The sequence below is a fragment of the Kitasatospora sp. NEAU-69 genome, from assembly GCF_057158765.1.
In genome coordinates this window covers 1-12,755 of record NZ_JBWXUE010000020.1, presented here as the reverse complement: position 1 = coordinate 12,755, position 12,755 = coordinate 1, and the positions used below count along the sequence as shown (strand labels likewise).

Here is a 12,755-nt window from a genome sequence, read left to right as displayed (position 1 = left end):
GAAGGTGAGTCGGTGGCTCAGCCCGGTGCGCCCAGCGGCAGTTCCAGCTCGAACCAGACCACCTTGCCGTGCTGGGTGCTGCGGCTGCCCCAGCGGTGCGCCAGCTCGTTCACCAGGTGCATGCCGCGGCCGCCCTCGTCGTCCTCCAGCGCCCGGCGCATCCGCGGCGCGTGGCTGTCCACGTCGGCGACCTCCACGGTCAGCGCCTGGTTGCGGAAGAGCCGCAGCTGGGTCGGCGCGCCGGCGTGCACCATCGCGTTGGTGATCAGCTCGCTGGTGAGCAGCTCGGTCTGGTCGGTGAGCGCGGACAGCCCCCAGTCGGCCAGCGTCCGGCGGGCGAACCGGCGGGCGCCGCCGACCAGCGCGCGGTCGTTGTAGAGCGCGAGGGTGGCGATCCGGTCCGGGCCGATCGGGCGGGACCTGGCCATGATCACCGCTATGTCGTCCTCCCGGTCCCCGGTCACCAGGGTCTCCAGCAGCGCGTCGCAGGTCCGGTCGAGACTGCCGTGCCGCTGGGCCACGGTCTGCCGCAGCAGCTCCAGGCCCTCGTCCAGATCGCGGTCGCGCCGCTCGATCAGGCCGTCGGTGCAGAGCACCAGCTGCCCGTCCGGCGGCAGCGCGAACTCCACGCTCTCGAACGGCACTCCGCCGACCCCGAGCGGTGCGCCGGTGGGCAGGTCGAGCAGCTGCAGCGAGCCGTCGGCACCGGTCACGATCGGCGGCAGATGGCCCGCGCAGGCCGCCGTGCCGATCCGGTCCACCGGGTCCAGCACGACGCAGATGCAGGTCGCGAACTGGCCCTCGCCGCCGGTCGAGGCGGTCTCGTCGAGCCGGCGCAGCACCCGGGCCGGGTCCATGTCCAGGGTGATCAGGGTGCGGGCGACGGTGCGCAGCTGGCCCATGGTCGCGGCGGCCCGGATGCCGTGGCCCATCACGTCGCCGACCACCAGCGCGACCCGGCCGCAGGAGAGCGGCACCACGTCGAACCAGTCGCCGCCGACCTCGCTGACCGCGCTGGCGGGCAGGTACCGGTAGGCGATCTCCAGGCCGGGCGGGTCGTGCACCTCCTGCGGCAGCAGGCTGCGCTGCAGGGTCAGCGCGGTGTCCCGCTCCCGGCGGTAGAGCCGCGCGTTGTCGATGCAGACCGCCGCCCGGGCCGCCAGCTCCTCGGCGAGTGCGACGTCCTCCCGGCTGAACGCCTCCGGGTTCGTCGAGTGCTCGCTGTGCAGCCGCATGAACTCGGCGCCGCCGAGCACCCGGCCGCGAGCCACCAGCGGGACCATCAGATAGGAGTGCAGTCCGGCCTCCAGCGCCGGGTCGATCCGGTCCGGGTGCGCGACGATCCTGGCCAGGCTCTCGTGGTCCACCTCGGCGACCAGGATCGACCGGCCGCTGCGCAGGCTCTGCGCATACAGCGCCGCGGACTGCGAGGTGCCGCCGACCGGATCGGCCGCGCCGGTCAGCGTGCCGCCGGGCCCGACCTCGCCGACCGCGACCGCGCGCATCGTCGCCGAGCCGGACGGCGGCACCACCGGCATCTCGTCGCCCTCCAGCACCGAGGCGAGCAGGTCTACCGTGACGAAGTCGGCGAACCGGGGGATCACCACCTCGACCAGCTCCTCGGCGGTGCGCACGAGGTCGAGCGTGGCGCCGATCCGGGTGCTCGCCTCGTTCAGCAGCGCCAGGCGCTGGGTGGCCGCGCGGGCGTCCTCCAGCGCCCTGCTGCGGTCCTCGGCGGCGGCCCGCTCCAGCGTGTAGAGCCGGGCGTTGTCGATCGCGACGGCGGCCCGGCGGGCCAGCTCGTCACCGAGCGTGATGTCCTCCGCGGCGAAGGACTCGCGCTCGCCGCGCCGCGAGTAGACCACCATGCCCAGCACCGTGCCGCGGGCCACCAGCGGGGTGATCCGCACCGAGCGGGACCGGCCGCCGAAGAACGCGCGCAGCGGCGCGCCGGTCAGGCGACCGGTCTGCTTGTCGGCCTGTTCGTCGGTCTGTCTGTCGCCCGTTTCGCCGTCCGGCCCGTCGGTCTCGGCGCCGGGTGCGCCCGGCGGCGGGTCGGTGGTCAGCGGCGGCAGGTCCCAGGACGGCACCACCACGGTGCGACCGGTGGCCATCGCGCGGGCGTACGGGGAGTCGGCCGGGATGTCGTAGACGGTGTCGGTCGGCAGGTACGCCACCGGGTAGTCCGGGTCCTGCGAGGCGATCGCGAGCCGGCGCACCCGGTCGCGCTCGCCGTCGCCGTCGGCCGCCTGGCTGCCGCTGACCAGCCGCTCCAGTGCGAAGACGCCGCTGACGTCGGCGATCCGGGGGACCATCGCCTCGGCCAGCTCGCGGGCGGTGCGGCGCAGGTCGAGCGTGGTGCCGATGGAGGCCGTGGCGTCGACGAGCAGCTTCAGCCGCTCCGTGGCCCGGGCGGCCTGCGACTCGGCCCGGAACCGGTCGGAGACGTCGACGATGGTCGAGCTGACGCCCAGGATCCGCCCCGGCGGCTCCTCCAGCCGGAAGTAGGACGCCGACCAGGCGTGGTCGTGGTTCGGGTCGCCGGGCGTGCGGCCGTAGGAGCGGGCGTCGATCACCGGGTCGCCGGTCTCCAGCACGTGCCGCATCACCGCCTCGACCTCCGCGCCGTTGATCCCGGGCAGCACCTCGGTCACCCGCCGGCCCAGGTGCTCGGCCACCGGCAGGCCGTTGACCTGCGCCAACGCCTCGTTCAACCGCTTGAAGCGCAGCTCGGTGTCGTAGACGGCCATGCCGACCGGCGACTGGGTGAAGAACCCGTCCAGCAGCGCGAGGTCGGCCTGCACGCCGCGCACGGCGGTGACGTCGGAGGCGACCGCGAGCACCAGCGGCCGCCCGTCCGGGCCGATCACCGGGTGGGTGCGGAACTCCAGGTTGACCAGGTGGCCGCTCTGGTGGCGGACCGGGAAGACGCCGGACCAGGCGTGACCGGCCAGGATCTCCTCGAACAGCGCGAGCACCTGTGGGCGCTGCTCGTCGGTGACCAGCAGCTGCGCGGCCGGGGCGCCGACGGCCTCGGCGGCCGGGTAGCCGAGCAGCTCCTCGGCGTCACCGCTCCAGTGCAGGATCCGGCCGCTGCCCTCGATCAGCGCGGTCGCGATCGGGACCATCAGCAGGCTCTCCGGCGCACTGCGCCCGGTGGGGCCGACCGGCGTGCCGGGTGCTGCGGCGGCCACCGGACCGTCCGTCGGGCTGTCGACGGGGCGTGCGTCGGTGCCGTCCGCCGCCGGTCGGCGCGCGTTCGCTCCGCTCTGGTGCTCAGCTGCGTCCATGCCGACCGCCGCTCGTCGCTCGCCGGAGGTGGTCTCCCCGCCCGGTCATTTTCCCACGTCGGGCGCGAGCCCGGCGGCCCGTGCCGCTCGCCGGGCCACCCAGGAGCCGCAGCCGGACGCGCTGGAGCCGGTCGTGTGGGTACGGCCGACAGGGCGTAATACTGAGCGCATGACGACTCGGACAAACCCTTTCGAGCTCGGCACCGACGGCCCGGCCACCATCGTGGCCGCGGTGGACGGCTCGGTGACCTCGCTGCGGGCAGCCTCCTACGCCGCCGGGCTGGCCAGGCGGCAGGGCAGCAGACTGCTCGCGGTCTACGTCAGCACCATCGGCGCGCTCGCCGGGGCGAGCGCGGCCGCGGTGGTGGCCACGCGGGAGGCCAACGAGGCGACGGTCGCCGAGCTGACCGCCCAGGTGGAGCAGGCGCGCGGGCGCGGGGTGCCGGTGAGCTTCGTGGTGCTGGAGGGCGACCCGTTCGCCGAGATCACCCGGTACGCCGAGGAGGTGCGGGCGGACGCGCTGGTGGTCGGGGCCTCCGAGCAGCGCGGACACCGGCTGATCGGCTCGCTCGCGGTGCGGCTGGTGCGGGCGGGCCGATGGCCGGTGACGGTGGTGCCGTAGCGCGGTGCAGGGCCGTAGCGCTGGTGCGGGGTCGGGCGGGGCGGGTCAGCTGCCGGCGTGGGCCGCGGTCGGCGCGGTGGCGTTGTCGGGCAGCGGGAGCAGATGCCGGGCGGTCAGGTGGCCGACCCAGTGCCGGTGACACTCGGGGCAGGCCGGCGCGCCGGCTGCCGAGTAGGGGGAGGCCGCGGGGATGCCGGAGTGCGAGAAGTTCTCCCAGTCCGCCCCGTCCTCGTCCCGGTAGTGCTGGACGTCGTAGTCCGCGGACCACTGGTGCCAGCAGTGCCCGCAGGTGAACTCGACGTGTTCCACCGCCTGTTCGGTGATCATGGCATCAGACCTCCGACTCGTGCCGGGGCTCGCCGCCGGTGCGCGGCGAGCGGCGGTCCATTTCGTCCCTGTATGGGCGATATAACTCTCTTTGCGGCCCGCTGACAAGGGTGTACGGAGAGTTCCTGCCGTCGGGTACCGATCGGTCGGCGCCCGGGCTGTGCCGGGGTGGTGTCGGGGTGGTGTCGGGGCGCGTCCGAGGTGTCGTTGACCGATGAACGGTCCAGGTGGAAAGGGATGCTGAGCGTGGACCTGCGACAGTTCGGCCGCCCCGGCCAGGCCGTCGCTGACAGGCTGTCACAAGTCAACTAGGATGACCGCCATCGAACGGTGAGGTCCGCAGAGGCCGGGAGGTGTGGGATGGCGGAGTCTGACACAACCGCAGCCGTCGGGACGACGACGACCGGCGGGACCGCGACGACGCTGGCCGAGAAGATCGACGGGCTGTTCCGCGTCGTCCGCCGGCCCAATCGTGAGCAGTACAGCCACGAGGAGGTCGCCAAGGCCTGCCGCGAGGCGACCGGTGAGACCTTCTCGGCGACCTACCTGTGGCAGCTGCGCACCGGGCGGCGGGACAACCCGACCAAGCGCCATCTGGAGGCGCTCGCCCAGTTCTTCCAGGTCCCGGTCGCCTACTTCTTCGACGACGACCAGGGTGCGGTGATCGCGCAGGAGTTGGAGCTGCTCGGCGCACTGCGGGACGCCGGCGTGCGGAGCATGGCGCTGCGCGCGGTCAACCTGTCGCCGGAGGGGGTCGGCACGATCAGTGACCTGATCGACGTGATCGCCCGGCGCGAGGGTGCGGCGGCCGAGGAGCGTGGGTAGCCCGGGCCGGTGGACGTAGGCGGTGGACGTAGGCGGTGGAGCAGGGCCGGCGGCGGGTGTTCGGCGGCACGGGGGTTGGTGGCGCGGGGGTGTGGAGCAGCGGTGATCCCGGGGAGGGGAGCGCGTTGGGCATCATCGGCGGGCGGCGCGATCGGCTCTGGCAGCGATGTCAACGGACCGTGGAGGCCCTGGAGTTACCCGACCCCTTTGACGCCGCCGAGTTCATCGCCGGGCTCGCCGAGCGGCGCGGCCGGGCGATCGAGCTGATCCCGGTGACCGCCCGCCCGCACATCCCGTGCGGGCTGCTGGTCACCACCGACCGGGCCGACTACGTGCTCTACTCGGCCGACACCACCCGGCTGCACCAGCAGCACATCCTGCTGCACGAGGCCGCCCACCTGCTCTGCGGCCACCACGAGAGCGCGCCGGCCGGCTCGGCCGCGGCGCAGCTGATGCTGCCGCACCTCTCCGCCGGGCTGGTGCAGCGGGTGCTCGGCCGCACGGTCTACTCCGAACCGCAGGAGCAGGAGGCCGAGTTGATGGCCTCGCTGATCCTGCACCGGGTCTCCACCGGCAGTGGCAGCGGCAGAGGCGGCCGAGCCGGCAGAGCAAGCGGTAGCAGCGGCGGCCGGCCGGGCGCCGAACCGGCCGCCTCCTGGGCCGAGTCGGTCTTCGGCGCACCGGCCGGCCGGTGGCCGAGCGGTGGTTGAGCTGGATGCGGCCGACCTGGCCGGATACCTCGCCGCCGCGCTCTTTCTCTTCTTCGGCGGCCACCGGCTGGCCGCCGTCCGTACCGACCGCGGCGACTCGACCCAGCGCTACGTGACCGGATTCGCGCTCTGCATGGGCGGCGCGCTGGCCGTGCTGGCGCCGTCCACGCTGAGCGCGGCGGGCCGCAGCGCCACGCAGGCGGACACCACGATGCTGCTCGGCGACCTGCTGAAGACCGGCGCGGTCAGCCTGCTCCTGTTGCTCGCACTCTCGCTCCAGGCGCGCGGCGGGGGGCCGCGGGCCCGGCTGCGCCGGCACACGCTGGCCGCCACGGTGGTGCCCGCGGTGCTGACGGTGCTCTTCGCCGGGGCCCATCCGGCCGTCCGGGGCGACGAGTTGGTGGTGCACGGCGCCGGGGTCTGGCTGCTCGTCGGGTACAACGCCCTGCTGGCCGGGTACGCCGTCCACTGCCTCGGCGTGCTCTGCGCGGTGCTCGCCCGGCAGACCCGGCGGGCCGAGGCCGGCCTGCTGCGCACCGGTCTGGGACTGATGACGCTCGCCGCCGCCGAGGGCGTGCTCTGGACGCTCTGGACCGTGGACGACATCGTCGACCTGCTCGGCAGCGGCCGCCAGGGCGGCGGCGAGGACACCCTCTCCAACCTGCTCGGCGTGCTCTGCGCCTGCCTGGCGCTGAGCGGGGCGACCATCACCGCCTGGGGCGCGACCCGCTGGGGGGCCAGGGTCACCGCGCCGGTGCGCTGGCTGCGGGCCCGGCGCCGGTACGCCGCCCTGGAGCCGCTCTGGTCGGCGGTGCACTCCGCGGTGCCCGGGATCGCGCTGCCCGGGATCGAGCGGGCCGGGCGCGGGCGAGGGCCAGGACGAGGTCGCGGGCTCGCGCTGCGGGACGCGGAGTTCGCGCTGTACCGGCGGGTGATCGAGATCCGGGACGGCCAGCTCGCGCTGCGGCCGTACGTGCCGGCCGACGTGCCGTGCTGGGTGCGGGACGCGGCGGGCGAGGCGCCCGAGGGGGCGCTGGTCGAGGCCGCGGTGCTCGCGGCGGCGCTGGAGGGGCGCCGCTCGGGCGTGCGCCGGGCCGACGCCGAGCTGCCGTCCGCCTGCCTGCCGGGCGCCGGGCTCGGCACGGTGGACGCCGAGGCGGACTGGCTGGCGCAGGTCAACGCGGCCTTCGCGAGCAGCACGGCGGTCGGCGCGGTGCGCCGGCGGGCGGCGGCTGAGGTGTGTCGGGGTGAGTGAGGCGTGTCGGGGTGATTGAAGCGTGTCGGGGTGACTGAGGCGGGCCGGAGTGACCGAGGGGCGCCGGGGCTGTGGTACGGCGGCGACTACAACCCGGAGCAGTGGCCCGAGGCGGTCTGGGCCGAGGACGCCGCACTGATGGCGCAGGCCGGGGTCAACCTGGTCACGGTCGGGGTCTTCGCCTGGGCGAAGCTCCAACCGAGCCGGGACCAGTGGGAGTTCGGCTGGCTGGACCGGCTGCTCGAGCTGCTGCACGGGCACGGCGTCGCGGTCGATCTGGCCACCGCGACCGCCTCGCCGCCCGCCTGGCTGGTCCGCGCCCACCCGGAGCTGCTCCCGGTCACCGCCGACGGCGTGCGGCTGGAGTTCGGCTCCCGGCAGCACTACTGCCCGTCCTCCCCGGTCTACCGCGCCGCGGCCGTCCGGCTGACCCGGGCGCTGGCCGAACGCTACGCCGGGAACCCGGCGTTGGCGCTCTGGCACGTGCACAACGAGTACGGCGACCACGTCCACGAGTGCTTCTGCGCGGAGTCGGCAGCGCACTTCCGCCGCTGGCTGGCAGACCGTTACCGCACTGTCGAGCGGCTCAACGAGGCCTGGGGGACCGGCTTCTGGTCGCAGCACTACAACGACCTCGGGCAGATCGAGCCGCCCCGCACCGCGCCCGGGCCGGTGAACCCGACCCAACTGCTGGACTGGCGGCGGTTCTGCTCGGACGCGCTGCTGGAGTGCTACCGCGCCGAGCGGGCGGTGCTCGGCGAACTCGCGCCCGGGGTGCCGGTGACGACGAACTTCATGTCGATGTTCAAGCCGCTCGACTACTGGACCTGGGCGGCGCACGAGGACCTGGTCAGCGACGACGCGTATCCGGACCCGGCCGATCCGCGCGCGCACGTGTGGGCCGCGCTGCACTACGACCTGATGCGCTCGCTGAAGGGCGGCGCGCCGTGGCTGCTGCTGGAGCAGGCGCCGTCGGCGGTCAGCTGGCGGCCGGTGAACGTGCCCAAACCGCCCGCGCTGCGCCGGCTCTGGGCGCTCCAGGCGGTCGCCCGGGGGTCGGACGGGGTGCTCTCGTTCCAGTGGCGGGCCTCGCGGGCCGGTGCGGAGAAGTTCCACAGCGCGATGCTGCCGCACCGGGGCACCGCCGCGCGCGGCTGGCGGGAGACCGTGCGGTTCGGCGCCGAGCTGGCCCGGCTGGGGTCGGTGGCGGGCGGGCGCTCGCGGGCCGAGGTGGCGATCGTGCTGGACTGGGAGTCCTGGTGGGCGCTGGAGGCGGACGACCACCCGTCGGCGCGGATGCGCTGGGTCGAGCTGCTGCGGCCGTGGTACGCGGCGCTGTACGAGCGCGGTGTGCCGGTCGACTTCGTCCGGCCCGGCGGCGAACTCACCGGCTGCCGGGTGGTGCTGGCGCCGAACCTGTACCTGCTGCGGACGGCGGACGCCGCCTGGCTGGCCGGCTTCGTGGCCGGTGGCGGGCGGCTGGTCTGCGGCCCGTTCAGCGGGGTGGTGGACGCGCAGGACCACATCCACCCGGGTGGCGCGCCGGGGCCGTTGCGCGAACTGCTGGGCGTGGCCGTGGACGAGTGCTGGCCGCTGCCGGACGGCGCCACGCTGCCGGTGCGGCTGGAGCCCGCCCGGGGTGACGGACGGGAGCTGAGCGCGACCGGCTGGACCGAGTGGCTGGAGCCCGTGGCGGGTTCGGCGGTCTCCGTGCTCGCCCGGTATGCCGGTGGAGCGCTGGCCGGACAGCCCGCGGTGACCAGGAACGGCAATGCGTGGTACGTGAGTTGCCGGCTGGACGACCAGATCGGCGAGGTGCTGGCGCCGGTGCTGGCCGAGGCGGGTGTCGCGCCCGTGCTGGCCGCGCCCGCCGGGGTGGAGGCCACGGTGCGCAGCTCGCCCACCGGGCTGGACCACCTGTTCCTGCTCAACCACAACGCCGAACCGGTCGAGATCGCGCTGCCGGCCCGCTGGCACGGCGCCGCGGAGCTGCTGACCGGTGCGGCCGTCGGAGATCGCCTGCCGCTCGATGCCCACGGCGTGGCGGTCCTGGTCACCGAGAAGGAGACACCGTGAACCGTTCCCTGCGCATCGCGGCCACCGCCGCAAGCACCGTGCTGCTCGCGGCCGCGATCGGCGCGGCGCCACCAGCCGCCTACGCCGCCTCTGCCGCCTCGGCCTCTGCCTCCTCTCCTTCCGCCTACGCCGATGTGCTCGACCTGCACGGCACCCCAGCCGCCGCGTTACCGGGCGACGCGAACGACCTCAACCAGATCAACGTCTTCGCCGACCAAGGAGCCTGGCACGCCTACGCGTTGCCGACGCCCGGCGACCCGTCCGGCTATGGCGGCTTCAGCGGCCCGCTCTACATCGCCCAGGAGTACCCGTGGTGGCTGAGCAAGTCGTTCAGCCGGATCCAACTCACTGAGCAGGGCAGCCCGCTGGACCTCGCCAAGGGCGGCGCCCCGGTCTTCGCCGCACTGCCGGGGCGGCTGACCGAACGCTACGACCTCGGCGACGGCCTGCGGCTTGACCTCTCGCTGCGCTTCACCAGCAACCGGACCGCCCTGGTGCAGGCCGAGATCACCAACTCCGGCGCGAAGTCCCTTACGCTGGGCGTTGGTTGGACCGGATCACTGCTGCGCCCGGCCGACGAGCCGATGCACAGCGCGCTCACCCTGGCGCCCACCGACAGCGGAGTCGCGGTCTCCTTCGCCCGGGTCCGGCAGACCTGGGACTTCCTGACCGACGGCACCGAGCGGTTCCAGGTCACCCATGACGGCCCGGTGACCAGCACGGTCAGCGGTGACTCGTACCGCACGGAGCTGACCGCCCCGGTGCAGCTCGCGCCGGGCGCCGCCCACACCGTCAACTGGGCGGAGTCGTACACCTTCACGGCCGCCGAGCAGGCGCGGGAGAGCGCCGCCGTGCGGACGCTGCTGGCGCGTCCGCAGGCCGTCGCCGAGGCTGTCGAGACGGACGACCGGCGTTGGCGCGGCTACCTCGACTCGGTGACCGACGGCGTGCCGGCCGACCGGCGCCGGCTCGCGGTCAAGGCGCTGGAGACGCTGGTCACCAACTGGCGCAGCGCGGCCGGGGCGCTGCTGCACGACACCATCACGCCCTCGATCTCGTACAAGTGGTTCACCGGCGGCGCCTGGGCCTGGGACACCTGGAAGCAGGCCGTGGGCACCGCGCGGTTCTCCCCGGTGCTCGCCGAGGAGCAGATCCGGGCGATGTTCGACCACCAGGTGCAGCCCGGCGATCCGGCCTATCCGCAGGACGCCGGGATGATCCCGGACTGCATCTTCTACAACGACCCCGCGCACGGCGGCGGCAACTGGAACGAGCGCAACTCCAAGCCGCCGCTGGCCGCCTGGGCGGTCTGGCAGGTCTACCGGACGAACCACGACCGCGGCTTCCTGCGCGAGCTCTACCCCGAACTGGCCGCCTACCAGGCCTGGTGGAGCCGTAACCGGGACCACGCCGGCAACGGCCTGTCCGAGTACGGCGCGACCGTGGACCCGGGCAACGCGACCACCGAGGACATCCGGCAGGCGGCCGCCTGGGAGAGCGGCATGGACGACGCGCCGCGCTTCGACGCGGCCTCCGGCACGGCCCCGGTGAGCAACCTCGGCCCGGACGGCACGCTGCTCGGCTACTCGCTCAACCAGGACTCGGTCGACCTCAACTCCTACCTCGCCGCCGACCGGGGCTATCTCGCCGACATCGCCGATCAGTTGGGGATGCCAGCCGAGGCGGCCCGATGGCGCGCCGACGACGCTGCGCTCGCCGGACAGGTGCGGCAGCGGATGTTCGACCCCGCCACCGGCTGGTTCTACGACACCGCGCTCGGCAGCGGCACCCGGCTGGTGGCCCGCGGGCGCGGCACCGAGGGCATCACACCGCTGTGGACGGGCGTCGCCTCGCCCGCCCAGGCGGCCGCCGTCCGGGCCCGGCTCACCGACCCGGCCGAGTTCGGCACGCCGATGCCGTTCCCGACCGTCGCCAAGAGCTCGCCGAGCTTCGACCCGACCGGCTACTGGCGCGGGGCCGTCTGGCTCGACCAGGCCTACTTCGGCATCGAGGGCCTGCGGCGCTATGGCTACGACGCGGACGCGACCGCCCTGACCGACCGGCTGCTGACCAACGCGGCCGGCCTGCTGTCGGACCAGCCGATCCACGAGAACTACGACCCGCTGACCGGCGCGGCGCTGAATTCCAGCAACTTCAGCTGGTCGGCGGCGCTGCTGCTGCCACTGATCACCCGGGACTCACCAGACGAGAACTAATGTGACCCCATGGACTATCGAACGCTCGGTAACAGCGGGCTCCTTGTCTCCGTGGTCGGGCTCGGTTGCAACAACTTCGGCGGCCGGCTCGACGCAGCGCAGACAGTCGCGGTGGTCGACGCGGCGCTCGACGCCGGGGTGACGCTCTTCGACACCGCCGACATGTACGGCGGCGGGGGTGGCTCCGAGAGGCTGCTGGGCCAGGCGTTGAAGGGGCGGCGCGACGAGGTCGTGCTGGCCACCAAGTTCGGCTACCAGCGGGCGGACCTGGGCTACGGGCCCGCAGCCGGCGCGAAGGGCGGTCGGGCCTACATCCGGCGCGCGGTCGAGGAGTCGCTGCGACGCCTGCAGACCGACCACATCGACCTCTACCAGCTGCACAGCCCCGACCCGCGCACACCGATCGCCGAGACGCTGGCCGCGCTCAGCGAGCTGGTACGCGAAGGCAAGGTGCGCTACATCGGGCACTCCAACTTCGCCGGCTGGCAGATCGCCGAGGCCGCGCACGTCGCCCGGGAGATCGGGGCCGTCCCGTTCGTCTCGGCCCAGAACGAGTGGTCGCTGCTCGAACGCGGCGCGGAGCGGGAGGTGGTGCCCGCGGCTCTGCACTACGGCCTCGGCGTGCTGCCGTTCTACCCCCTCGCCAACGGCATGCTGACCGGGAAGGTGCGCCGTGCCACGGGCGTGCCCGCAGGCTCGCGGCTGGCGTCGCGGCCCGAGCGGGTGACCGAGGCCGGCCTCGACACGGTCGAACGCCTCGCGGCCTGGGGCGAGGCGCACGGCCGAAGCATCCTCGAGATCGGCGTGGGGGCGCTTGCCGCACGGCCCGGCTGTGGTTCGGTCATCGCCGGGGCGACCAGCGCCGAGCAGGTGCGCGCCAATGCCGCCGCGGGGCAGTGGGTGCCGACCCCTGAGGAACTGGCCGAGATCGACGCGGTTCTCGATGCGGAGCCCGCCGTGGCATGAGCAGCCCTTGCGGCGAATTTGTCGTCAGGTCCGGCCGGAACGCCGGACCTGACGTGTTTTCCGGGCAGTCGAGCGGGAAGGGCAGGGGGCATGGATGCCATATGGGACGTTCGCTGGCGCAAGAGCAGCTTCAGCAGCGGCGAGGGCGACTGCGTCGAGGTCGCGGACGGCTACCGCGACCTGCGGCCGATCCGCGATTCGAAGGATCCGAACGGTCCCGCGCTGGTCTTCGGCTTCCCGGCCTGGTCCGCCTTCGTGGCCGCGCTGCGGCTCGGCGAACTCCCCCGCGGCTGACCGGCCCTGATCGGCCCCGCCTCGCCCGGCAGGATCGCCCGGACGGACGCTAGGGCCTGTCGTCAAACCCCCTTCTGCTCGGCGACGCCATGCACGCACTCTCGCCGCACCGGGCACAGGCCCAAGTACGTCCAGTACGAGGGCCTGCGCCCGGCACGCCGAGAGCACGCACCT

Annotated in this window: 10 protein-coding genes; 8 read left to right on the top strand and 2 right to left on the bottom strand. The window is 73.9% G+C overall.

The window, feature by feature from the left end; translation table 11 throughout:
- Positions 1 to 17 precede the first annotated feature (17 nt).
- Positions 18 to 3,290 (bottom strand): SpoIIE family protein phosphatase, encoded by a 3,273-nt coding sequence (locus AC060L_RS22560; RefSeq protein ID WP_483800669.1) that lies wholly within the window; start codon positions 3,288 to 3,290, stop codon positions 18 to 20.
- A gap of 169 nt (positions 3,291 to 3,459) precedes the next feature.
- On the opposite strand from AC060L_RS22560, the gene AC060L_RS22555 reads away from it, so the two are divergent.
- The gene (locus AC060L_RS22555) at positions 3,460 to 3,912 is read left to right on the top strand and encodes a universal stress protein (protein ID WP_483800668.1); all 453 of its coding nucleotides are present in this window, start codon (positions 3,460 to 3,462) and stop codon (positions 3,910 to 3,912) included.
- A 45-nt stretch (positions 3,913 to 3,957) separates the two neighbouring features.
- Here the strand turns inward: AC060L_RS22555 and AC060L_RS22550 are convergent, their stop codons facing one another.
- On the bottom strand, positions 3,958 to 4,239 hold the full coding sequence (locus AC060L_RS22550; RefSeq protein ID WP_483800667.1) for a hypothetical protein: 282 nt from the start codon (positions 4,237 to 4,239) through the stop codon (positions 3,958 to 3,960).
- Positions 4,240 to 4,599: 360 nt separating this feature from the next.
- Here AC060L_RS22550 and AC060L_RS22545 point away from each other — a divergent pair, with 360 nt between their 5' ends.
- From AC060L_RS22545 to AC060L_RS22515, 7 genes are all read left to right on the top strand, one after another.
- Entirely contained in the window at positions 4,600 to 5,064 is a 465-nt protein-coding gene (locus tag AC060L_RS22545) for an XRE family transcriptional regulator (protein ID WP_483800666.1), read from the top strand.
- A gap of 179 nt (positions 5,065 to 5,243) precedes the next feature.
- The gene (locus AC060L_RS22540) at positions 5,244 to 5,774 is read left to right on the top strand and encodes a ParH-like protein (protein WP_483800665.1); all 531 of its coding nucleotides are present in this window, start codon (positions 5,244 to 5,246) and stop codon (positions 5,772 to 5,774) included.
- Positions 5,767 to 7,029 carry an MAB_1171c family putative transporter gene (locus AC060L_RS22535; protein WP_483800664.1) on the top strand — a complete coding sequence of 421 codons (1,263 nt, stop codon included), beginning with the start codon at positions 5,767 to 5,769 and terminating at the stop codon, positions 7,027 to 7,029. Before AC060L_RS22540 ends, AC060L_RS22535 begins: the two co-directional genes overlap by 8 nt.
- 30 nt (positions 7,030 to 7,059) lie before the next feature.
- Positions 7,060 to 9,105 (top strand): beta-galactosidase, encoded by a 2,046-nt coding sequence (locus AC060L_RS22530; protein WP_483800663.1) that lies wholly within the window; start codon positions 7,060 to 7,062, stop codon positions 9,103 to 9,105.
- Positions 9,102 to 11,321, top strand: a complete 2,220-nt coding sequence (locus AC060L_RS22525; RefSeq protein ID WP_483800662.1) for an MGH1-like glycoside hydrolase domain-containing protein — start codon at positions 9,102 to 9,104, stop codon at positions 11,319 to 11,321. The genes AC060L_RS22530 and AC060L_RS22525 overlap by 4 nt, the downstream gene beginning before the upstream one ends.
- Positions 11,322 to 11,330: 9 nt before the next feature.
- A complete protein-coding gene (locus tag AC060L_RS22520; RefSeq protein ID WP_483800661.1) occupies positions 11,331 to 12,287 on the top strand; it encodes an aldo/keto reductase in 957 nt (318 codons plus the stop codon).
- 90 nt (positions 12,288 to 12,377) lie between these two features.
- On the top strand, positions 12,378 to 12,581 hold the full coding sequence (locus tag AC060L_RS22515; protein ID WP_483800660.1) for a DUF397 domain-containing protein: 204 nt from the start codon (positions 12,378 to 12,380) through the stop codon (positions 12,579 to 12,581).
- The last annotated feature ends 174 nt before the right edge of the window (positions 12,582 to 12,755 follow it).

Excerpts from the sequence above, each read along its gene's own strand:
- AC060L_RS22560 (WP_483800669.1), bottom strand. The coding sequence starts at position 3,290 with ATGGACGCAGCTGAGCACCAGAGCGGAGCGAACGCGCGCCGACCGGCG.
- AC060L_RS22555 (WP_483800668.1), top strand. The coding sequence starts at position 3,460 with ATGACGACTCGGACAAACCCTTTCGAGCTCGGCACCGACGGCCCGGCC.
- AC060L_RS22550 (WP_483800667.1), bottom strand. The coding sequence starts at position 4,239 with ATGATCACCGAACAGGCGGTGGAACACGTCGAGTTCACCTGCGGGCAC.
- AC060L_RS22545 (WP_483800666.1), top strand. The coding sequence starts at position 4,600 with ATGGCGGAGTCTGACACAACCGCAGCCGTCGGGACGACGACGACCGGC.
- AC060L_RS22520 (WP_483800661.1), top strand. The coding sequence starts at position 11,331 with ATGGACTATCGAACGCTCGGTAACAGCGGGCTCCTTGTCTCCGTGGTC.
- AC060L_RS22515 (WP_483800660.1), top strand. The coding sequence starts at position 12,378 with ATGGATGCCATATGGGACGTTCGCTGGCGCAAGAGCAGCTTCAGCAGC.